The sequence below is a fragment of the Candidatus Omnitrophota bacterium genome, assembly GCA_040755155.1.
Classification (GTDB): Bacteria; Hinthialibacterota; Hinthialibacteria; order Hinthialibacterales; family Hinthialibacteraceae; genus JBFMBP01.
The window spans coordinates 80,420-102,433 of the sequence record JBFMBP010000097.1 but is presented as its reverse complement, the minus strand read 5'-3'; the positions used below and the strand labels follow the sequence as shown (position 1 = coordinate 102,433).

Sequence of the window (22,014 nt, the reverse complement as noted above, 5' to 3'; positions counted from 1 at the left end):
CTTCAAATGAAACCACCTTTCTCCCTCATTGGATATCGTTTTTCTTCAGCAGCGAAGCGGACTGTTTTTTCAGCAGGGATAGCCGTTCCGTTACTTCGATGATCTTAGGATGCGCAAGAGCGACAATCGCGGTAACTTGCAAACAATTGAAGAGTATATATAACCATGGATTATCGATCTCCCCTTTACCCTGATACGTTTTCCATATTCGGTCTAAAACCGTAACGACGATATCAATTTCCAATAAGCGGCAAAGGGCGACTCTTGCCCACTTATGATAACGGAAAAGCCAGATCGAGCAAACAATCACTCCATTCCAGACGACGATATTATAGAAATTCATGGCCAAATAAGGAAATGGAGACTGCTGGACCTCCTCAAAAATAGAGTACATTTTCGGATACAGAGCGGGGTCGACTTTTCCCGCCAAATAAGCCCAATAATAAAAAAGGCCAACGACGGAATCCAGGACGCTGAAAGCGGCGAGATAAAAACAGACGATAATAATGGCGTGTAGCCATATCGCCGCCTCGAAACCGGTTCGATCCTCATCCATATCCAATCTCCGTCTCAGAATTTCTCGAAGATATACTTTTTCCGCTTGCGCTAAATATCACCTGCCAGGAGGGACGCCGCCGCAATTCGTTCTATTGTCTTACGGCGCATCCTCCATGCCATGAATGTTCGATGCTTATAAATTATAAACTAATTTTGCAGAGATTCATGAGGTTGTCGCCGTCTTCTTCCGTCTCCTTATAAACGAAGATTTTTCGACCGGCGGATTCCCCTCGGCGTCATCCCATTCATTATCGGAGCGCATCGTAATATATTTATACTTAATCCATACGATTGCTAGGCGTTATTGACAATAACTGTTGTTTTAATCCGTTTCGTTCTAGGCAACGGCGAAGCAAATAGTAAGGCCAATAATTTTTAAGCCATCGAACTTTCATGTCTATCGATTGAATTGATTCGGCGGCTTGCAAACAGAAAAATGTATAACGATCATCGCAAAATCGGTTTAGCCATCACCGGCGCCAGCGGCGTTATTTACGGTTTGCGCTTGTTGGAAGAACTGGCGCAAAGAAACGCCGTCGTCCATCTCACCATCAGCGAAAACGCCCGGCATACGGCGCGGTTGGAGATGGGCGTGGAGATCGACTTGGAAAATGGCAGGATTGCGGGATTGGACGACCGCTTGTACGAATGGGTGATTTATCATCACTATTCCCATGTGGGCGCTGCGCCCGCTTCCGGCTCCTACGGCCTGGATGCGGCGGCGATCGTTCCTTGCAGCATGGGGACGTTGGGACGCATCGCGGCGGGCGTTTCCGAGACCTTGATCGGACGGATGGCGGACGTGATGCTCAAAGAACGCCGTCCCTTGATCCTTGTTCCCCGGGAAACGCCGTATAATCTAATCCATTTGCAAAACATGCTGACGTTGACGCAGGCTGGAGCGACGATTCTGCCCGCTAGTCCCGGTTTTTACCATCAACCCCGCACGATCCGGGATTTGGCGGATTTCATCGTGGGAAGAGTATTGGAGCATTTGGGATTCGATGGGCGTCCTCTGATTCAAGGCGGATGGGGAGAAATCCATCCCACAGCGACAAAGCCCCATATCGAGCCGCGCAACGCAAAACCTCACAGCGAAGAAGGCGGCTGAAAATTGCATAAAAAAATCAATCATGCTAAAACAATTATGAACGGCGGAATCTTTGCCTCATCAATGGAAAGGCTGAAAAATTACCTGGGCTTGGTGCGTTTTTCCCACACCGTCTTTGCGCTCCCCTTCGCTCTCGCCAGCGCGGCGGCGGCGGCGCGCGGGATTCCCGGCTGGCGGGAGACGGGATGGATCTTGTTCTGCATGATCGCGGCGCGCACCAGCGCCATGACCTTCAACCGGATCGTGGATTGCGATATCGACTGGCAAAATCCGCGCACCCAAATGCGGCATCTGCCCGCCGGAATTGTTACGAAGAAAGAAGCGATTCTTCTATGGTTATTCTCTTCATTGCTTTTCGTCCTGGGAGCGTATTGTTTGAATGCATTGGCCTTCCGGCTTTCTCCGTTAGCGCTGGCGATAATTTGCGGCTATTCCTATTGCAAGCGCTTCACATCCCTCTCGCATTTCGTGCTGGGCTTGTCGCTGGGCATTGCGCCGATTGGCGCGTGGGTGGGCGTAACGGGAACCATTGGCTGGACATCCATCGCTCTGGCGGGAGGCGTGCTGTTATGGGTGGCGGGTTTCGACGTGATCTATGCGTTGATGGACGAAGAATTCGACCGGCGCATAGGTCTGAACTCGCTGGTGGTGCGGTTCGGAAAACGCGACGCGCTGCGCATCGCCTTCGTTTTGCACATCCTCAGCGCCGGATTGATTTTCCTCTTTGGATGGCTGGCGGGATTGAGTTGGATATTTTTCGTTGGGGCCGCACTTTTCGCCGCCCTGATTCTCTACGAACATAGTTTAGTAAAGCCGGACGATCTATCCAAAGTGAACATCGCCTTCTTCAACGTCAACGGAATCGTCAGCATCGGCTTGTTCGTCTTTACGCTGGCGGATGTTTTGTGGAGGGGGTAATGCGAATGGAAGGAAATATGTTTTGAGTTTATTGATTCATTTGGTTGTGGATGCTTTGCAAAGACGATTTTAAATTAGGAAGATCGTTTTGGATAATTCGCCAAACGAGCATGGAATCGATTCCAAAATACTCATGTACGATTCGGTGGCGCAAACCAATAATCTTTCGCCATTCGATCATAGGATATTGCTCTAAGAAACTATCTGGCATCCTATTGGCAGCTTCTCCAATGATTTCCAAATTCCAAGTTACCGCATTCGAAGTTTTATCATCCATTAAATACTCCTTAAAGGATAAGTTTTGCGTAAAGCGTTCGATTCTTTCGATCGCATCCAATATATCTTCCAATAAGAGTATGACGGACCGTTTAGACATAAATCAGGTCGTTTTCAATCTCTTTCCAATAGCGTAGTTTGATCGCCCTTTTGGATACGACGTCAGCAGGTACTCCCAACGAAGATTCAATGCTATCCGCTAAAGTTACGAACTCTAGACCGATGCTTGGATCGACCTCGACCAGTATGTCAACATCGCTTTGCTCAAGTTGATCCCCGCGGGCGAACGAACCGAAAAGAGCCAGGCTTTTGAGTTGGAAACGCTTTTCCCATTCCGGCTTCTTTTGGGATAATATCGCTATAATCTCTTCACGGGTTTTCATCATTTGCCTCATGACTTGGACGAATCGCATTCCCCGCTCGCTTTGAGCTTACGGCCAGAGTACGCCATAAAACCGCTGACGCTCAAAAGAATCAAACCCGCGCCTAAGTTCGTTATTTTTCCGATGAACGTATCCGTAAAGAAAATCGAAAGCAAAACAATAAGGGAGAAGAAACACAAAAAACATCCCATCGCTATGTATATTTTTCCCAAACTGATATTATGCTCCGTATTCTCGTTCATTGCGGTCTTTCCCATTCTGTTTGGCTTTTCTTTTGTCTCTATGATATCGATTTTTTGTTTAATGTATATTCTCGCATGAACACTAAAAAAGCGCATATACCGCTAAGATGAAAATCAAATCGCCGATAGCCCAGATTTTAATATTATGATACCATCGCGGATTTTCGACTCCTTCGTAAATCGATTCTTTAGGTATAAACAAAACCAATATGCCGATGACGACGAATAAAATATAAAAAATCCATTTCGCTTCGGCGGTGGATACGCCGATCAACCAATCGAAATTCAACATGCGGCTTCTCCTTTTTCAGGCGGAATGGCGGTTGTCCACCAACTGATAAATCAAGCCGTACAGTCTTTCCCGCGGATGGGGCTGCGTAAATAAGGAAACCGCGACGGCGATGAAGAAGGCGGCGACGAAAGACCACCAGGAAATATAAAGAAACGGATCTTGAATCGTAAAATAATCGCTTTGAAAAATATGCAAATAAAGAGAGATCAACATCCCGCCCGTCAAGCCAAATAATCCGCCCCACTGCGTCGTTCTCGTCCAGAAAATGCCTAGCAAAAGAATAGCGAAGGTCGGCCCTTGGAAAAAGGAAAGAAACGTTTGGACGGCAATGTATATCCCTTCGAACATCGTGCTGACGGGCGCCGTAATCACGGCGAAAATAAACAACAGCGCCGTCGTAACTTGGCCCACGCGCAAATAGTGTTTGTCCGTCGCGTTCTTGTTGATATATTTTTCGTAAATATCTTTCGTCCATAAAGTCGCCGTGGAATTAACCAGCGAACTGATGCTCGACATGAGTCCCGCCAGAAAAGCGGCGAACATTAATCCCAACAAGCCGGGAGGCAAGACGGCGCGGATCAATTCGGGAAAGGCCTGGTCGCCTTCCGCGAGGTTGGGATGCGTTACGTTCGCGATGAGGCCGGGCAGCAAGACCAGCACGGGAATGAACATCTTCCAAAAAGCCCCGGTAATCATGCCCATCTTGGCGTGCCATTCGTTCTTGGCGGAAAGGCAGCGCTGGACGATGGCTTGATTGCCGATCATGTACGCATTGGACATGACCAGCGTCAATCCAAACAATATGCCGGTCCACGGAAACGGCGTATTCGTATCGGCGGGCAGGATCAAATCGAAATGGCTTTGATAGTCCGCTCCCATGGCGTGGACTTTATCGTACAATCCCACGAAGCCGCCGACGTGATAAAGCCCCAAAAAGACGACGGCGATGCCGCCTACATACATAATAACGAATTGCACTACGTCCGTCATCATGACGGCGGTCAATCCGCCGAGGAAGGTGTAAATTCCCGTAACGAGCGCCGTCGAAACAATCGAAAACCATATGTTCCAACCCATGATGGACTCGAAGACTAAAGCGCTGGCCCAAAGCATTATTCCAAGATCGAAAGCGAAAAACACGATCCACGTCAACGAAGCGATCAAGCGCACGCCTTCATTGTAGCGTTTGCCTAAATATTCGGGGATCGTGTACATGCCCCCTTTCCAGAAATAGGGGATGAAGACGAATCCGGCCAACAACATGGCGGGAACGGAGCCGATCCAATCGAAGTTGGCGGCGGAGATTCCGTAACGATAAGCTTGGCCTGAAACCGCTACGAAATCCTGCGCTCCGATGTCGGTAGCGACGATGGACATGCCGATCACCCAAAAGGAGTGCATTTTGCCGCCCAAAAAGAAATCCTGCGAGGAACTAACGAATTTCCCCAAGTACATCCCCAGAACCAGAATCCCGATCAAATACCCAAATACCACTACATAATCGATTCCATTTAACATAAACGAAGGCTCCCGATATAAGTTCGATCCAATGCGGATACTATATCGATTTAATTGAATTCAGGAAGAGTATTGTCTTAAGCCTATCTCGCAGCAACCGGCGATTATTCTTTCTTTGGCGATTCGACTTTCTTTCCCCATAGAAGGATATCGTCGACATCGCCTGTATCGTCGAAGGAGCCGACGCCAATGCGGCCAGACGAATAGGTTTTATCTTCCGCCAACATAATGGGATTCTTCATATCCTCAAAGAAGACTTTGATCGTTCCCGTTTCCACTTGGCGCTCCACTCTTACCGAGTAATAAGTATTATCGCGCCATTCCGTCCCATTATTGCGCTTGGCGGCGATGGATTTGCGCGGTTCGCCGTTAACGAGGAAAATGGAATTGGCGTGCGGGTCCGTATCGGGCGCGGGGGCGATGTGGACGTAATAGAAATGGGAAACGTCCCGCCAGCCAAAAATTACGCACATGTCGCGATGGCCATACTGGCGTCCGGTGGATTTCATTTTCGCGTCCAAAACGAAATCAGATACCCATATATCCTTCGCCAACGATATATTGAATGGCGAACGGACAGGCGGTTCGTAATGGCTCTGCTTGAACAGCGAATAGATCGAGTTGCCATTTTCCACAACCACTTTCCAAGCGTCTTTGTCTGTCGGTTCCCAACGGTCGCATCCCTGCGAGAAATTCTCTTCCAGGAGTAAGGGCAAACCGTTCTTTTCCTTGGGAATTGCTTCTTTTTCGGCGGCTTGCGTCCAAGAGACAGCGCCGATGGCAAGGAATAGAGATAGAAAGACGATGCTTTTCTTCTTCATGTTTCTTTCTCCTTTTCGTATTGACAAAATCGCCAAGATTGCCGAACCTGGAGTATAACATATACGACGGGAATAAATAAACAGGAGGAGGACATGAATCATGACGCGATGCGATCGGCGCGGCTTTTTGCGAACCGCCGCCTGTGGAACGGCGGCGGCTCTTTCGGGATGGCGGACAGAAGCGGCGGAAAAGCCGAATGTAATCATTTTCTTCGCCGACGATTTGGGATACAACGACATTGGATGCTATGGCGCGGAGGATATGCGAACGCCCAACATAGACGCTCTCGCTGCGGCGGGGACGTATTTCACCCAGTGGTATTCCAACGCGCCGGTCTGTTCCCCTTCGCGGGCGGCGCTGCTGACAGGCCGTTACCCGCAACGCACCGGCGTAGCGAACAACGTGCCCTCCGGACTCGATTCGGCGGGCTTGAAGCCGGATGAAATCACCCTGGCGGAAGCGATGAGGGGACTGGATTACCGCACCGGCCTCTTTGGCAAATGGCACCAAGGCAGCCGCCAAGATTCGCGTCCTCAGGCGCAGGGCTTCGAGGAAAGTTTTGGATTTCTCAGCGGCTGCGTCGATTATTACTCCCATATTTATTATTGGCATCAATCGGGATATCAGGTTCCTTATCATGACCTATGGCGCAATGGCGAAGAGGTCTGGGAAAATGGAGAATACCTGACCCACCTCATCGCGCGGGAAGCGTCGCGTTTCGTTCGGGAGAATAAAGAACGTCCCTTCTTCCTCTACATCCCCTTCAACGCGCCCCATTATCCCATGCATGCGCCGAAGGAGTATTTCGAACGGGTGAAGCATATCAACGATCCGCAACGGCGGACGCAAGCGGCGATGGCGGCGGCGCTCGACGATTCCATCGGGTCGGTCATGAAGGAATTGGATCGGCAAGGCTTGCGCGATAAGACGTTGATTCTCTTCATCAGCGATAATGGCCCCTCCAGCGAGCCGCGCAATCTGCTGGACGATTCGCGGCAAAAATATCATGGCGGGAGAGCCTATCCTTTTAAAGGCTGCAAGGGCGGGCTGCATGAGGGCGGCATCCGCGAACCCGCCATCGTTCATTGGCCTGGGGTTATTCCCAGCGGTCAGGTTATTGACGAGGTTGGGGCAACTATGGACGTTTTCCCCACCGTTCTCAAATTAGCTGGCGGCGAATTGCCCACCGACCGTCCCATCGACGGCAAAGATATTTTTCCCATGATAACGCAAAAAGCTAAAAGCCCGCATGAGGAAATTTTTTGGGGCTTGGGCGAACAACGCGCGGTCAGAGCCGGGGATTGGAAATTATTGCTCAATGGAAAACTCGATTTCGAAGAAAAGAGCGAAAGCCCCGTTCTTTTGTATAATCTAAAAGACGATCCCGGCGAAACCAAGGACTTGAAGGAGCAACATCCCGATTTAGTCGAAAAATTAAAACAACGCATCGCGTTTTGGGAAAAAGATGTGGGAGCGGGATCATGAAAGGGCGTACGCGCCGCCGGATTCTTCGGTCTTGATTGCAGCGTCGAAAGGGGCGAATTCGTCCCTCGAGATTAGAGACGAAGAATTGTCGAGTATCCGCCGGAGGAGTGACGATTATTATGAAATTTAGAATACAACTCAAAAAACTCCCTTCCGGCGGGTATATCGCCCGCTCGATCGACAAACCGGAATGCTCCGTTCAAGGAACGACGCGGGAAGAAGCGCTAAACGCAATCAAAGAAGAAATCCGCTACCGCTGGGAATTCTGCGCCTGCGCCTGGGTAGAAGAAGATTTCGTGGAATTGGCGGTAGAAGAAATTAGGAATGATGAATGATGAAAAGGGGATTTAGGAAGAGATTTTATTCTTGGGAAAATTCCAATTCGAATTTTTTTTTCGGACCGTCGCATGTTAAAATATACTGAGATAAGATGTCGCGGCCTATCAGGCCGTATTCGGGATTATCGGATCCAATGATTTCCCTATCCATAAATGTGTTTCCAAGAATCTTAAGGTTTACTACAAATAACGGCATACTTTTTTTATCCCCGTTATAATCGAAGCAATTGATATCTTTTATTTTTCTTAAATTGATAAATTCATTTAAAATCTTTTTTGGAATTACTGTCCGGGAGGAACCCGTATCAATTTTCATCATAACTGTTGTACTGGTATTTGTTGCAGCATTACATATTTCTATTTCAAGGCATGGACCTGGCTGGATGTCGTTTATTAATGTAACATAGTTTTTCTGTTGAGAGAGCATGAGTTTTCTTAGCTAATTGGAAAATCGATATATTCAATTCGATCTTCGCCAGGAACCGATGCGTAAAAGGGAATATTTCCATATTGACGGTAAATCCGGCCTGCTAAAGACCCAAGTTCTTTTCCTGTATAAAGAATCATGTCGTTATGAACGGCGACATAGAGTCCAGGATGTTTTTCTTTCCATTCTTGTTCATGGTTTTGGAAATAAGCGCGATTATTTTCCCATACGGCGTCGGCATCCGTTGCTGTAGCCGGTTTTTGTTTAGGCATGGGCGAACCATCCGGCGTTGATTCGCTTACATTAGCTTTAGATTGCTCTTCAAGTAAGCGCTTCAATACGATTTTTTGATGGGATTCATCCATATCGAGAATCATATTTACAATAGTATCAATTGTATTTTCTCTTGCGTCATCGATGTTCTGGCGCAAATGATTTATTAGCCATTCGTAGGTTGGAATCGTTTTTGCCATGACAATTATCTCTACGATAGTATAACCGAATAACGATGCGCATCGATGAGAAACAAAATCAATAGCGCCTATAATTTATATATAACTCAATTGTTTCATTTCATCAAGCAAAGACCGTAAAAAGCCTTCATTTCAGCGCATCGGCGATGATTTGCCGATGGTCGAAGCCGATATCCAGCTTTTTGTACTCTTCGCTCTGCGGGTGGACCCAGAGCACCTCTCCGGCATCGTCGCCCGCTAGGGCTTTTTGCGCTTCGATCATTACGATGGGCTTGGCGAGGTAGGCGGCAGTAACGTTGTGCCAGCGCGGATCGCGTTTGGGGTGGGAGTAGACGCCGATGAGGCGGTCGATCTCGACCTTCAGGCCGGTTTCTTCTTCCGCTTCCCGCAAGGCGCATTCTTCCACCGTCTCCTGGTGCACTTCCAGAAAGCCGCCGGGGATGGCGTAACAGCCCTTATAGGGATCGTTATTGCGCTTGATGAGCAGGATTTCGCCTTTCTCGTTGGGGATGAGCATATCGGCGGTAACGTTGGGGCGGGGAAATACTTTTTCCGTCATGACAATAGTTCCCGAGTCTCTTTCGCAAAGAAAAAATAGGACAGCGTTCCCGCCAGGGGAAGAACAGTAATTACAACCGTCCAAAATAACTTTTGGGAAAAGGGCAGGGAACTCCTCCAACACGAAACGGCACCAATGGCGAGGCAAAGCAACAGAAAAATATAGGTTCCCAATGCCCAAATATCCATGAGCCGTTATTCGTCCATCGCCGGCGCAGGCGTTGAGGATTCCGCAGGCGCGTCATTACCGTTATCCCGCGAGGCGGCGTTGGAGTACTTCTCGATGAATTTTTTGATGAAATCGGCGCCTTCGCCCGGCCGATCGTCCTGGCGCGAATAATTGCAGCCTTTTTGGGGACATTTGATCGTGGGGCCTTTCCGCTTGTAGTCTTTTTTGACCAAGAACAGATTGCCGCATTTGGGACAAGTTTCGACGATCGGATAATCCCAGGCGGCGAAATCGCAGTCGGGATATTTGTCGCAGCCGTAGAACAGTTTGCCAAAGCGGGAGCGCCGTTGGACGATATTGCCGCCGCAGTCCGGCTTGGGGCAGATAAGACCCGATGGAATCGGCTTGGTCGTCTTGCAGTCCGGATAGGCGGAGCAGCCGAGGAATGGGCCATATTTTCCCGGACGAATCACCATTATCTTTCCGCATTTATCGCAGGGAATGTCGGTGGGGATGACCTCGGTCTCTTCCAACGGGGCGGTATAGTCGCAGTCAGGGTAGTTGGTGCAGGCGATGAACCAACTTGTCCGTCCCCATTTTTTGACCAACTTGTTTTGGCATTTGGGACAGATTTTATCTTCGATGGGCTGCTGCAAATTGCGCAATACCTCCCCCATGCCTTTAGGAGCGTTGGAGAGGTCTTTTTCGAACGGTTCGTAAAAGTTTTTGAGCAGCGAAACCCAGTCCGCTTTGCCCTCTTCGACTTCATCCAGCTTAGCCTCCACTCCCGCCGTAAATCCCACTTCGAAGATGTCGGGGAAATTCTTCACCAGCAGTTTGTTGACGATTTCGCCAAGATCGGAGGGATAAAAGCGCTTCTCCTTGCGTTCGATATAACGCCGATCGACCAGGGTTTTGACGATGGAGGCGTAGGTGCTGGGGCGTCCGATGCCTTCGCTTTCCAACTCTTTGATGAGAGAGGCGTCGTTGTAGCGGGCGGGCGGGCGCGTAAAATGCTGATCGGAATCCAACTCCATCATATCCAGTTTTTCTCCCTCTTTCATCGGAGGCAACAGCTGATCCGTATCGTCATCGGGATCGCGATAGATGCGCATGAAGCCGTCGAACGTCAGCACCGAGCCAGTGGCGCGGAAGACGAAGCGATCGTCAACGATAGTGATTGTAGTGGCGAGGTATTCCGCCGAAGCCATCTGGCAGGCGAGAAAACGCTTCCAGATTAGATCGTACAATTTCGCCTGATCGGATTTAAGATGTTTTGAGACCTTATGAGGGGTATGGGAATCGTCGAGGATGGTAGGCCGGATGGCTTCGTGCGCTTCTTGCGCCGATTTGCTGCTTTTGAAAAAATTGGGTTTGTCGGGTACGTACTCTTGGCCGTATTTATGAGAAACGTATTCCCGGCATTTGGCGACGGCTTCCCCGGCGATGCGGACGGAGTCCGTTCTCATATAAGTAATCAAACCTACGGTTTCAGAGCCGATGTCCACGCCTTCGTAAAGCGCTTGGGCGGCGCGCATGGTGCGGTCGCCGGTGAAGCCGAGAAGGCGCGAGGCGTCCTGTTGCAGCGTGCTGGTGATATACGGAGCGGGAGGGCGACGGGTGCGCTTGCGGCTGTCGATCTGGCCGATGGAATAAACGGCCTTATGTAAGGCTTCGATCAATTCCTGGGCTTGCTGCTCGTTTTGAATGTGGAATGTTTCTTTGTCTTCTTTTTCTTTGCCTTCGCCTTGATGGTTGATTTTATCGCCGCCGACGCTGTACAGTTCGGCTTGAATTTCCACGCCGTCGGCGTTCTTGAATTTTCCTAGAATCGTCCAATACTCCACGGGAACGAAAGCGCGGATTTCCTCTTCCCGCTCGCAGATCAGGCGCAAGGCTACCGATTGCACCCGCCCCGCTGATAGCGCGCTTTTATTGCGCGTAACCAGGCGGGTTAGCAAGGGGCTGATTTTATAACCCACCAGCCGGTCGAGAATCCGGCGCGCCTGCTGGGCGTTGACGCGATCCATATCGATCTCGCCGGGATGCAGGATGGCGTTTTGGATGGCTTGTTTGGTAATTTCGTTGAAGGTAACGCGCCGAATCGTTTGGCCGTTCAGTTTCGGCCCCAATATCTCCGCCAAATGCCAGGAGATGGCTTCGCCTTCGCGGTCGGGATCAGGCGCGAGGTAGATGGTTTCGCTTTTTTTGGCGAGTTTATGCAATTCCCGGATGGTTTTTTCTTTATCCGGCGATGTTTCGTAAGTGGGTTGGAAATTGTTGTCTACGTCGACTCCTAATGCCTTGGGCGGCAAATCGCGGATATGGCCCATCGACGCCGTCACTTGGAAATCCGGTCCCAAGAATTTATTTATGGTCTTCGCTTTCGCGGGAGATTCGACGATTACTAACGATTTCGGCACAGTATACTCTCCATGAGGCAATAGGTTATGAATGGACGATGGAAGACTAGAGCAGTTTCTTTTATGCGGATTGGCAATTTCAAAGGCGGAAAAGATGTTACCCTTTTCCCCCGGCCTTGATTTCCATACGCCCGCTTCCTCACCATTATACTTTCTGAGGAAGCAATTCAAGCCCGCGAAGTATGGCGCGAAAAAAAAGCCGGGTCAAAGGGTTAGAATCAATCGCCCAGATGGAAGACGGTTTGCGTTTCCTCCGTCGTCAGCGTTCTCCAGGCGCCGGATGGCAAATCTCCTAATTCAATCGGACCCACGGAAAGGCGTTTCAGGGATAGAATATTCAATCCGGCGGCGGCGCACATCCTGCGTATTTGCCGGTTGCGTCCTTCGCGGATGGAGAGGTGAAAAACGGTTCCGCTGCATGAATCTTTTGCAGGATGCGATACGCGGGCGGGTAAAGTAGTTTTTTCTTCCAGTTTGACGCCTTGGGAGAATTTTTTGCGAATGGTTTCCGTCATAGGTTTATCGGTTTGCACCCGGTATTTTTTCCAGACGATATGGCGGGGATGAAGCAGAATCTGGCTCCAATCACCATCGTTGGTTATGAGCAGCAAGCCCTCGGAATCGTGATCCAACCTCCCCACGGGAAAAACTCCCGCCTTTCTATGTTCCGGGGATAAAAGATCCATGACCGTTCTACGGCCTTGGGGATCCTGGCGAGTGGTTACTACGCCTTTGGGTTTATTGAGAGCGATGTAATAGATAGCGGGCCGTTCGGTTAAGAGTACGCCATCCACCGCAATTTGCTGCGTTTCCGGATCCACGGCGGCTCCCAATTGACGGCATACGAGTCCATTGATGGAGACGCGCCCCGCCGCAATCCACTCGTCCGCCTTGCGGCGGGAGCAAAGGCCATATTGTGCCAGAAGCCTATTCAATCGGATCGACTGGTTATCGCCGGGATTATTCTTCATTATCTTGCGGAGAATTGAAATTCTCCTCCTGAGATTCTTCAGCGTCGCTTTCGACATTTGCTGATTCGTGGAGGTTTTCTTCCGGGGCGCCGGAATCATCTCCAGTAATCTCTTCGATTTCGTTATCCAAAGCGGAAACGCTGGAGAAGGTTTCAGAGATGTCTTCGATAGGGGGCAGGTCCTTGAGCGAGGAGATGCCGAAATATTCCAAAAAATACTTGGTCGTGCCGTAAAGATTGGGGCGTCCGGGAACCTCTTTGACTCCTTTTACCTTTACAAGCCGCTTATCCAACAGCGATTTCAGTACGCCGTCGATGCCGACGCCGCGAATGGCTTCGATCTCAGCGCGGGTGATCGGTTGTTTATAGGCGATGATGGCCAGGGTTTCCAGCGCGGGACCGCTGAGGGTAGTTTTCCGCTTGCGTTCCAAAAAACGGTTGATGTGAACGCTGTAAACGGGACGAGTGCGCAATTGAAAACCGCCCGCCACTTCCATAATTTGCAGGGCGGAAGCGTTTTCCGCATAACGTTCGCTTAAGGCGTCGACCGCTCCCTTAATCTCTGTCTCTTCTTTTTCCAGCAGTTCCGCCAGCCGTTTCAGAGGCACGGGATCGCCGGAAACGAAGATCAACGCTTCGACGGCGCCGATGAGGTTTTCTTGTTCCATAGTCATATTCAAATGTAAATTAAATATTCGATTCGATCAAACGCGATAGGCGGCAAGGGATTATGCCTTAGTAACTCATGTTACGCAGTTAGTACTATCACGCCATCGAAAAATCGTTCATGAGAAGCGTCAAGGTTTTTATGTTCTTTGCGCTTTTGAATCGCGAAAAGGGTCAATTGCCCGAAATTCCTCATCCCAGCCTTGAACGGCTGGGCTACTTTAAATGCCCCTTTAAAGGGGCAAATGACAATAGCCCGCCGTTTCAACGGCGGGTTTGCTTTATCCATTCTATTATAACTCGTCTTCGCCGTTTTCGTCCTTCGTTTCGTCATCCAATTCGTCTTCATCCATAAGAGGGATTTTCTTTTCGCCTTTTTCCAAGAAAATTTCACCGTGGGTGCTTTCCTGCATCGCCCGTATTTCTCTCAAACGAATCATTTCCAACAGGGCGAGGAAGACGACGATAATTTCCAGTTTCGAATTCAGCGTTATTAAATAATCCGAAAGAACGATGCGGCTATTATGGGCGATCAATGCTTCGATTTCCAGGATTTTTTCGTCTACGGAGTAGGTTTCGCCCGCGACGAGATGAGATTCTTCCGTTCCGATATCTTCCAGGATTTTCTGGAAAGTGCGGAATAAATCGTAAACGCTGACCTCGGTATATTCAACCACCTGCGCCGGACCTTCCGGCGAGGGGCCTACTCGCGGGAAATAATCGGCGTTTTCCTCTTCCCGCTGCCGCAGCCGATTGGCCAGTTCCCGGAAGCGTTCGTATTCACGCCGCCGTTGTTCCAGAACTTGATCGGAAATTTCTTCTTCTTCCGGCTCCGTTTCCTCGCGAGGAATCAAAGCCCGCGCTTTATAACGGATCAGGGCAGCTGCTAGAACCAGATATTCCCCCGCAAGATCGAGGTCTTTATTCTCCCAGTTATTGATGATATCAAGGTATTCCTGAGTAATGGCAGATATAGAGATGGAACAAACGTCGAACTCATGCTTGGAGATGAGATGGACAAGCAGTTCCAACGGACCGGAGAAGCCGGGAGCAGAAACGGGCAGCCGGACAACGGCGGATTCCGGCGCATTTTCCGCATCCACTGCATCGGTCGCCGATTCCTGGGCCGTCTCGGATGTTGTCTGCGGCGTAGGGGCGGCTGTTTGTTCGGGCGTATTCTCCATGAAAACGTTCCTGATTATTAAGTAGGCGATGGAGCAGTGTAGCTATGATGTAGGGTGGGCTCAAAGCGAAGCGTAGCCCACCATTCTTCTACCCACTTTGTCTTCTTGGCTCACCCCGGTTTCTTCCTGTATTCGCCGAGATATTTCTCGGTTAGTGGGTTGCTCATTAAAAGGGGAGTCTATCCGCAAGTGGGTATTTAAACGTTTTTTTTGAAATTGGGTAGGTGCGTCCCCATGTGCGTATATCAAAAAACATAGGAAATAAGCAATCGAAGGAGGCTCTTGCAAAATTAATAAAATCCGCTTTTAATTCTCCCCCCAAGTTTGGGGGGAGTTAGAGGGGGGTTGATTTTATTAGACTTAAAACAACCCCCTCCTAACCTACCCCAGGCTTGGGGGAGGAATAATAGAGTTTTGCAAGAGGCTCGAAGATTAACAATTAATTTCCTGAAATCGATGATCGTAAATAATTGATTCTTAAACAAATCTATCAATGCGAGAGGTATAAATGTTTAAAAATGAAATAATTATCATAGTGATTACATTGTGGTTAATCTTTTCCGTTCCGGCATTCTCTCAGAAATTCAATCCGGAGAAATATCATGGTCAGCCGCAAAGCGTCATGAAAATCAAAATTGCCAGCGCTTCTTTTTTACCCGTTAAATGGGAGAAGGAAAAAAATTGGCGTGATATCGAATATTACGTCCGTAAGGCGGCGGGGGAATATGGAGCGGATGTTATTGTAACTCCAGAAGGCGTTCTTGAAGGTTACGTCATCAACGAAGTCAACCGCGAAGAGGATGCGGAAAAAAAGAACAAGCTGCGCGAACTATTTTTCGATTTGGGCGAACCGATGGATGGTCCGTACATCGCCAAAACCTGCCGCCTGGTAGATGAACTCAACATTTTTCTCGTTTTTTGTTTCCTGGAAAGACGGGATGGCCTTCTTTTTAACACTGCCGTTCTGATCGATCCCGACGGCGATATCATTGGACGTTACAGCAAAACTCATTTCGCGCAAGGTTATGAAATCAATCCCGATTTCTATCGTCCCGGAAGCGATTATCCCGTTTTTGACACTCCATTCGGTAAGGCGGGAATTTTGATTTGCTACGACCGCCAACCGCCCGAACCCGCCCGCATCTTGGCTTTAAAGGGAGCGCAAATTCTGTTTCTTCCTTCTTATGGCAGTTACGATGCGGGAGAGGGGTGGAATACGGCGTTATTGAGGACTCGCGCCTATGAAAACCGTTTTCCCTTGATTTTTTGCCACCCGATGCAGAGTATGCTGATATCCCGGCATGGAAAAGTGGAGGCGTCGGGCAGGTCAGGGGAAATCGTCAGCTGCGAAGTGGACTTATCGCCGGATTATATAAAAGACCGTTTTCGAAACCGCCGTCCGGAAACGTATGGAGAAATGACTGAAAAAGAAAGGCTTCAGAAATGAAATAAATGGTATTTCATATTGACAATTTTCTTTAATGATTGCATATTAAATATATAATTGTTAAAGCGATATGGTTTGTTAGACGGATGATTCTAACCATCCGCGCAGGGGAATGAAATGAAAGTGCTGGTCGTTGACGATTCCGTCGCCATGCGCAGGATTATTATCAATGCCCTTTCTTCTATGTCGGGAGAAAAACTCCAGTTCGATGAGGCAGGCGACGGGAAGGAAGCAGTCGATAAAATTAAAGTTTTCAATTACGACATGATTATGATGGATTGGAATATGCCCAATATGTCAGGATTGGCGGCGGTGCAAAAAATCCGCTCCTTCAAAGTCAAAACTCCTATTATTATGGTAACGACCAATACCGATAAAGCCAACGTTATCACCGCCTTGAAAGCGGGAGCCAACAATTATATCGCCAAACCTTTCACGAACGATACACTTGTTCAAAAATTCCGCGATACCATGACGTTTTCTGCGCAAAATCCGGCGTAAAATAGCTGAAAAACATTCCTCCGGCGGCTTTCTTCCTAAGAGCAAGCCCCTCGCAATTTGCGCACTATATCAGGCAGAAAAAGTAGACCCGCGTGGGGAAGGATTTCTCGCTATCGCTCGAAATGACAGAGTTGCAGCATGACAGAGTCGCAGCATGACAGAGTTGCAGCAGGGGAAAGACCATGATTAACGGTTTTTTTCCCCTGCGTCCCGAATTGCGCCCGGTATCGCGCCCTTGTCATTTCGAGGGAGCGCAGCGACCGAGAAATCTTCAATCCGCTTGAGGAAGGATTTCTCGCTATCGCTCGAAATGACAGAATCGCAGCATGACAGAGTTGCAGCATGACAGAGTCGCAACGTGACGGAGTCGCAGCATGACAGGGTCTCTGCAGGGGAAAGACCATGATTAACGGTTTTTTTCCCCTGCGTCCCGAATTGCGCCCGGCATCGCGCTATGTCATTTCGAGGGAGCGCAGCGACCGAGAAATCTTCAACCCCCTCTGTGCCATCTTGGCTCTTTCCCTGCAAGAGGCTGGAAGCCTCTTCTACTCTGGCGTTTCTGAAGAGCATGGAAGGCGGATGTTTATTCCCATTCGATGGTGCTGGGAGGCTTGGAGGAGATATCGTAAACCACGCGGTTTACGCCGCGCACTTCGTTGATGATGCGATTGGCGGTTCTTCGCAGCGTTTCGTCAGGCATGGGATACCAATCGGCAGTCATGTAATCGCTAGTTTGCACGGCTCGCAAAGCGACGACTTGTTCGTACGTCCGGTTGTCGCCCATGACGCCGACGGATTTGATCGGCAGGAGCACGGCGAAGGCTTGTCCGATTTTGCGGTAAAGGCCCGCCATGCGGATTTCGTCAAGATAGATCGCGTCAGCCCGGCGCAGGATCTCCAAGCGCTCGCGGGTTACTTCGCCAAGAATGCGAATGGCGAGACCAGGGCCGGGAAACGGTTGGCGATAGACGCTGTCTTCATCCAATCCCAGTTTCAAACCCAGCTGGCGCACTTCGTCTTTGAAGAGCTCGCGCAGCGGCTCGATCAATTTCAATTTCATGTTTTCTAAAAGGCCGCCGACATTGTGATGGGTTTTAATTGTGGCGGATGGACCTTTGAAGGAGATGGATTCGATCACGTCGGGATAAAGGGTGCCTTGCAGCAGAAATTCCGCTCCGCCTAATTTGCGGGCTTCTTGTTCGAAGACTTCGATAAAGGCGTTGCCGATGATCTTGCGTTTTTGTTCCGGATCGATAATCCCTCTCAGGCGCTCCAGAAACAAATCGCTGGCGTCGACCAGCGTCAGGTTGATGCCCAGGCGGTCTCGTAACCGCTGTATGACCTGTTGGGCTTCATGGAGGCGCAGTACGCCGTTGTCCACTAGAAAACCATGAAACTTATCGCCGATGGCGCGGTGCATGAGCAGGGCGGCCACGGTGGAATCGACGCCGCCGCTGACGGCGCCGATAACGGTCCCGCCGCTAGTTTGCCGCTTTATTCGTCCAATAGCTTCTTCCACGAATGAGCTCATGCTCCAATCGTCGCGGCAGCCGCAGATGGATAGCGCGAAATTCTTCAGAATGGTCTTTCCCAATGGAGTGTGGCTGACTTCGGGATGAAATTGGATGCCGTAGAATCGTCGGCGAGGATCGGCGGCGGCCGCATGTTCCGAATTTCCGGTGCGGGCGATGTCATGAAAGCCGCTGGGCAGGCGCAATACTTTATCGCCGTGGCTCATCCACGCCTGGAAGCGTTCGGGAAGGTCGCGGAAAAGTTCGTTATCTTCGATTTTCTCCAGTTCCGCATGGCCGTATTCCCGTTTTACTCCCGCCGCCACTTCGCCGCCGAAAGCCCACGCCATTTCTTGCAAGCCGTAGCAGATGCCGAGAATGGGCAATCCCATGTTCCATATTTCTTTGACGGCATGAGGGGAACCGGCGCCGTAAACGGAATAAGGGCCGCCGGAGAAAATGATGCCCTTGGGAGCGATGGCCAAGATTTGTTCATGCGCGATGGTGCAGGGATGAAGTTCGCAATATACGCCCAACTCGCGCACTCGGCGGGCGATAAGATGGCTGTATTGAGAGCCGAAATCGAGAATAAGAATCGTATCGTAGCGCATGGAGCGGCTCAATCCTGTAGAATGTAGAATTTATAAAAATATCTTAGCAAGAAAGAAAGTCAACCCGCAATGCGAACCGCCATCCTATCTTTTCTTGCTTCGGACTGGGTTGGTTGGTATACTCCTAATCGTCGTAAATAGGGAAAAACGGGACGATATCGATGCTTCACGATTATTTTCCAATTCTGTTGATGGCGATGGCGGCTTTCGCATTTGCGGCGGGAAACGTCATTTTCTCTTTTCTTATCGGTCCCCGCGTGGAGAAAAGCGGCAAACTCGACCCCTACGAATGCGGCATGGAGCCTGTCGGCAATCCCTTGGAACCGTTCAATGTGAAATATTTTCTACCGGCGATGGCGTTCGTTATCTTCGATATCGAGGTAGTTTTTCTTTTTCTCTGGGCGGTGATCTTCAAGCGGCTGGGCTGGTTTGGATTGGCGGAAATGGCTATTTTTCTGGCTATGTTGGCGCTCGCTCTGGTTTATGCATGGAAGAAAGGAGTACTCGAATGGGGATCGAAAACCGAATCGTCGATTTCCTCGGCAGCGATGTCGTCACGACTACCGTCGAAAAAGTAATCAACTGGTCGCGCAAGAACGCCATCTGGCCGCTGACGATGGGCTTATCCTGCTGCGCCATCGAAATGATGGCGACGGGCGCCTCGCGCTACGATATGGCCCGCTTTGGAGCGGAAGTCTTCCGCGCCTCGCCGCGCCAAGCCGATTTGATGATCGTCGCCGGAACATTGACCAAGAAAATGGCGCCGGTGGTGCGCAAGATTTACGACCAGATGACGGAGCCGAAATGGGTGATCTCGATGGGCGCCTGCGCCTCCTGCGGCGGCATGTTCAACGTCTACAGCGTCGTCCAAGGCGTGGACGAGGTCATACCCGTTGACGTCTACATCCCCGGCTGCCCCCCCCGCCCCGAAGCGCTGCTCTACGGCGTTATGCAACTGCAACGCAAAATCGACGAGATGAAACTAGGCAAAAAGCGCAAAGAAATGTCGCCTGCGATTATCGGCGGGAACAAGGACGAGAATCGGCTGCAGATGAGGATGCGAGATTAAATTCAATTTTGGGGATTATTTTTCGATATTATGCCAAAAACTGTTAAATGTAAAAATGCGCCAGCTCCATTTACTCGATTGAATGGCAAAAAGAAACTAATACCATTCGGATGGTATGGAGGTAAGTTTTCGCATTTATCATGGCTGCTTCCATTACTTCCCGAATGTCATCATTATTGCGAACCTTTTGGCGGCGCGGGATCGGTACTTTTGAATCGCGAACCATCCCCTGTTGAAACTTACAACGATATTGATGGCGAAGTAGTCAATTTCTTTCGAGTTTTACGAGAAGAAAAAGATAAACTAATTGAATCCATAGGTTTGACTCCTTTTTCCAGAGAAGAATTTATAACGTCTTGCGAAATTGATCCGGATTTGCTTCCTTTGGAAAGGGCGAGGCGTTTTTTTGTAAGAGCCAGGCAAGTGAGAACAGGACTTGCGCAAACCGCCTCTCCGGGACGATGGGCGAATTGCATAAACACATCTCGAGCAGGAATGAGCGGTGTTGTTAGTCGATGGCTTGGCTCGATCGAATCTCTCCCGCAAATTGCGGAGCGGCTTTTAAGAGTTCAAATCGAAAATCGACCAGCGATTGAGACAATCCAGCTTTACGATTCCCCCGATACCCTTTTCTACTGCGATCCTCCCTATGTCCATTTAACTAGAGGCGATCAAAGCGCGTATGGCTACGAGATGAGCGATGACGAGCATAGAGAGATAGCGAAAGCGTTAAATTCAGTTCAAGGCATGGTCGCAATCTCGAACTATGAATGCGAAATGATGAATATACTTTATCCTCCTCCAAAATGGAAAAAGCAGGTAAGTTCGCCAAAAACTATCCATTCCACCAAAAAGAAAAGAGTTGAAATTTTGTGGACTAATTACGAACTGGCGGGCAATAAGAACGATTTATTCGAAGGAATAAACGATTGTTATGGAACCGAATGATATTTTGCGAAGCGCATTAGAGAGTGTCAAGAAAAATTTATTGCAACCAAGAATAGATGATGCTCATATCATTGAGCGCATAAATTATATTTGCCATTGCTTAAATAACCGTGCTGGCGTAAGATTGGTTTTATCCTGCGCTTTGGCGAAAATTCATAAATCCGAAATCGATCCAAGAAAACCTTATACCGAAATTGGAAGCGACGATTCGTTTTCTGGAAGATGGTACGATGAAAACTTCATTGCCCATTTTATTAATGAGAATCGCCTTCCGTGCAATCCCACAACAGCGTTCTTAACTCCTGCATTAAGAAATATAGACAGACCGTTAACTCCTGATATAGAAATTATTGGCAGACCTAGACGGTTATATCAAGACGCCATTCGATTGCTTGACGATATGTTTCAGAATCGCGCATCCCCTGAATTCGTTCTGGAAGATATCATCCGTTCTCTAATACAAATTAGAGAAGACAATGATATTCGCATTCGTTCTTTATTGCGTAGTCTAAAAGAAAACGAAGATGCTTTCCCTCTTTCTGTTGAAGGAATTATCGTTCTTATCCAACAGCATTTAGATTGCAAAGGCGCGAGTCGTTTGCCTGTTCTTATCGTCGCCGCCGCCTATCAAGCGGCTTCCGAAAGGTTAAAAGAGAAGGCGTTTCCGATTCAATCGCATAACGCGGCGGATGAGCAAACGGGCGCTATTGGAGATATTGAAATTTGTCTTGAGAACGACGACAAAATCGTTACCGTCTATGAAATGAAGAATAAAAGAATCTTGCCGGACGATATCGATAGAGCGCTTCAAAAAATCGCTGAGCATGATAATCGGATTGACAATTATATTTTTATAACAACAGACCCTATTGATGAACGAGTGAGAGATTACGCGAAAAGTCTTTACCAAAAAACTTATGGGATAGAAATTGCGATTCTGGATTGTATTGGATTTCTTCGACATTTTTTGCATTTGTTTACTCGATTACGGATAACTTTTCTGGATATTTATCAAAATTTGGTTCTTAGCGATCCGGATAGCGCTGTAAGTCAACCTTTAAAGGAAGCCTTTCTTGCGTTGCGGCGTTCTGCGGAATCCGGAGAGAGCGATTGA

General features: G+C 49.0%; 26 protein-coding genes. 10 read left to right on the top strand and 16 right to left on the bottom strand.

What is annotated here, in order from left to right; all coding sequences use genetic code 11:
* Nucleotides 1–25: 25 nt before the first annotated feature.
* Nucleotides 26–556 (bottom strand): hypothetical protein, encoded by a 531-nt coding sequence (locus AB1656_14505; GenBank protein MEW6236592.1) that lies wholly within the window; start codon nt 554–556, stop codon nt 26–28.
* Between the two features lie 438 nt (nt 557–994).
* On the opposite strand from AB1656_14505, the gene AB1656_14500 reads away from it, so the two are divergent.
* Nucleotides 995–1,669, top strand: a complete 675-nt coding sequence (locus AB1656_14500; protein ID MEW6236591.1) for a flavin prenyltransferase UbiX — start codon at nt 995–997, stop codon at nt 1,667–1,669.
* A gap of 63 nt (nt 1,670–1,732) precedes the next feature.
* The gene (locus AB1656_14495; protein MEW6236590.1) at nt 1,733–2,587 is read left to right on the top strand and encodes a UbiA-like polyprenyltransferase; all 855 of its coding nucleotides are present in this window, start codon (nt 1,733–1,735) and stop codon (nt 2,585–2,587) included.
* Nucleotides 2,588–2,615: 28 nt separating this feature from the next.
* On the opposite strand, the gene AB1656_14490 is transcribed toward AB1656_14495, so the two are convergent.
* From AB1656_14490 to AB1656_14470, 5 genes are all read right to left on the bottom strand, one after another.
* Complete coding sequence (locus AB1656_14490) at nt 2,616–2,924, bottom strand: DUF86 domain-containing protein (GenBank protein MEW6236589.1); 309 nt, start codon at nt 2,922–2,924, stop codon at nt 2,616–2,618.
* A gap of 31 nt (nt 2,925–2,955) precedes the next feature.
* A complete protein-coding gene (locus AB1656_14485; GenBank protein MEW6236588.1) occupies nt 2,956–3,276 on the bottom strand; it encodes a nucleotidyltransferase family protein in 321 nt (106 codons plus the stop codon).
* A gap of 294 nt (nt 3,277–3,570) precedes the next feature.
* Complete coding sequence (locus tag AB1656_14480) at nt 3,571–3,780, bottom strand: hypothetical protein (GenBank protein MEW6236587.1); 210 nt, start codon at nt 3,778–3,780, stop codon at nt 3,571–3,573.
* Nucleotides 3,781–3,795: 15 nt separating this feature from the next.
* Nucleotides 3,796–5,298: a sodium/solute symporter gene (locus AB1656_14475; protein ID MEW6236586.1), complete on the bottom strand. Its 1,503-nt coding sequence runs from the start codon at nt 5,296–5,298 to the stop codon at nt 3,796–3,798.
* A gap of 104 nt (nt 5,299–5,402) precedes the next feature.
* Nucleotides 5,403–6,119, bottom strand: coding sequence for a hypothetical protein (locus AB1656_14470; protein ID MEW6236585.1), 717 nt, complete (start codon nt 6,117–6,119; stop codon nt 5,403–5,405).
* Nucleotides 6,120–6,219: 100 nt separating this feature from the next.
* Between AB1656_14470 and AB1656_14465 the strand changes: the two genes are divergently transcribed.
* Together AB1656_14465 and AB1656_14460 are read left to right on the top strand one after the other, a co-directional pair.
* Nucleotides 6,220–7,605, top strand: coding sequence for a sulfatase-like hydrolase/transferase (locus AB1656_14465; GenBank protein MEW6236584.1), 1,386 nt, complete (start codon nt 6,220–6,222; stop codon nt 7,603–7,605).
* Nucleotides 7,606–7,724: 119 nt separating this feature from the next.
* Nucleotides 7,725–7,940 carry a hypothetical protein gene (locus AB1656_14460; GenBank protein MEW6236583.1) on the top strand — a complete coding sequence of 72 codons (216 nt, stop codon included), beginning with the start codon at nt 7,725–7,727 and terminating at the stop codon, nt 7,938–7,940.
* Between the two features lie 25 nt (nt 7,941–7,965).
* On the opposite strand, the gene AB1656_14455 is transcribed toward AB1656_14460, so the two are convergent.
* From AB1656_14455 to AB1656_14415, 9 genes are all read right to left on the bottom strand, one after another.
* Nucleotides 7,966–8,370 (bottom strand): hypothetical protein, encoded by a 405-nt coding sequence (locus tag AB1656_14455; protein ID MEW6236582.1) that lies wholly within the window; start codon nt 8,368–8,370, stop codon nt 7,966–7,968.
* Between the two features lie 8 nt (nt 8,371–8,378).
* A complete protein-coding gene (locus tag AB1656_14450; protein ID MEW6236581.1) occupies nt 8,379–8,843 on the bottom strand; it encodes a hypothetical protein in 465 nt (154 codons plus the stop codon).
* A 127-nt stretch (nt 8,844–8,970) separates the two neighbouring features.
* Entirely contained in the window at nt 8,971–9,402 is a 432-nt protein-coding gene (locus tag AB1656_14445) for an NUDIX hydrolase (protein MEW6236580.1), read from the bottom strand.
* Nucleotides 9,399–9,590, bottom strand: coding sequence for a PLDc N-terminal domain-containing protein (locus AB1656_14440; GenBank protein ID MEW6236579.1), 192 nt, complete (start codon nt 9,588–9,590; stop codon nt 9,399–9,401). The genes AB1656_14445 and AB1656_14440 overlap by 4 nt, the downstream gene beginning before the upstream one ends.
* Nucleotides 9,591–9,596: 6 nt before the next feature.
* Complete coding sequence (gene topA, locus AB1656_14435) at nt 9,597–11,993, bottom strand: type I DNA topoisomerase (protein ID MEW6236578.1); 2,397 nt, start codon at nt 11,991–11,993, stop codon at nt 9,597–9,599.
* 218 nt (nt 11,994–12,211) lie between these two features.
* Nucleotides 12,212–12,964 (bottom strand): pseudouridine synthase, encoded by a 753-nt coding sequence (locus tag AB1656_14430; protein ID MEW6236577.1) that lies wholly within the window; start codon nt 12,962–12,964, stop codon nt 12,212–12,214.
* A complete protein-coding gene (gene scpB, locus AB1656_14425; protein MEW6236576.1) occupies nt 12,954–13,631 on the bottom strand; it encodes an SMC-Scp complex subunit ScpB in 678 nt (225 codons plus the stop codon). Before scpB ends, AB1656_14430 begins: the two co-directional genes overlap by 11 nt.
* Before the next feature lie 80 nt (nt 13,632–13,711).
* On the bottom strand, nt 13,712–13,918 hold the full coding sequence (locus AB1656_14420; GenBank protein ID MEW6236575.1) for a hypothetical protein: 207 nt from the start codon (nt 13,916–13,918) through the stop codon (nt 13,712–13,714).
* Nucleotides 13,919–13,922: 4 nt separating this feature from the next.
* Complete coding sequence (locus tag AB1656_14415; protein ID MEW6236574.1) at nt 13,923–14,813, bottom strand: segregation/condensation protein A; 891 nt, start codon at nt 14,811–14,813, stop codon at nt 13,923–13,925.
* Nucleotides 14,814–15,321: 508 nt separating this feature from the next.
* Between AB1656_14415 and AB1656_14410 the strand changes: the two genes are divergently transcribed.
* Nucleotides 15,322–16,260, top strand: coding sequence for a carbon-nitrogen hydrolase family protein (locus AB1656_14410; GenBank protein MEW6236573.1), 939 nt, complete (start codon nt 15,322–15,324; stop codon nt 16,258–16,260).
* Between the two features lie 117 nt (nt 16,261–16,377).
* Nucleotides 16,378–16,761 (top strand): response regulator, encoded by a 384-nt coding sequence (locus AB1656_14405; protein ID MEW6236572.1) that lies wholly within the window; start codon nt 16,378–16,380, stop codon nt 16,759–16,761.
* Nucleotides 16,762–17,344: 583 nt separating this feature from the next.
* On the opposite strand, the gene guaA is transcribed toward AB1656_14405, so the two are convergent.
* Nucleotides 17,345–18,883 carry a glutamine-hydrolyzing GMP synthase gene (gene guaA, locus AB1656_14400; GenBank protein ID MEW6236571.1) on the bottom strand — a complete coding sequence of 513 codons (1,539 nt, stop codon included), beginning with the start codon at nt 18,881–18,883 and terminating at the stop codon, nt 17,345–17,347.
* Between the two features lie 161 nt (nt 18,884–19,044).
* On the opposite strand from guaA, the gene AB1656_14395 reads away from it, so the two are divergent.
* Genes AB1656_14395 through AB1656_14380 form a run of 4 tightly spaced genes read left to right on the top strand, consistent with a single transcriptional unit; the run spans nt 19,045 to nt 22,014 of the window.
* Nucleotides 19,045–19,461, top strand: coding sequence for an NADH-quinone oxidoreductase subunit A (locus tag AB1656_14395; GenBank protein MEW6236570.1), 417 nt, complete (start codon nt 19,045–19,047; stop codon nt 19,459–19,461).
* Entirely contained in the window at nt 19,392–19,952 is a 561-nt protein-coding gene (locus tag AB1656_14390) for an NADH-quinone oxidoreductase subunit B family protein (GenBank protein MEW6236569.1), read from the top strand. The genes AB1656_14395 and AB1656_14390 overlap by 70 nt, the downstream gene beginning before the upstream one ends.
* 30 nt (nt 19,953–19,982) lie before the next feature.
* The gene (locus AB1656_14385; GenBank protein ID MEW6236568.1) at nt 19,983–20,900 is read left to right on the top strand and encodes a DNA adenine methylase; all 918 of its coding nucleotides are present in this window, start codon (nt 19,983–19,985) and stop codon (nt 20,898–20,900) included.
* Complete coding sequence (locus AB1656_14380; protein ID MEW6236567.1) at nt 20,887–22,014, top strand: restriction endonuclease, SacI family; 1,128 nt, start codon at nt 20,887–20,889, stop codon at nt 22,012–22,014. The genes AB1656_14385 and AB1656_14380 overlap by 14 nt, the downstream gene beginning before the upstream one ends.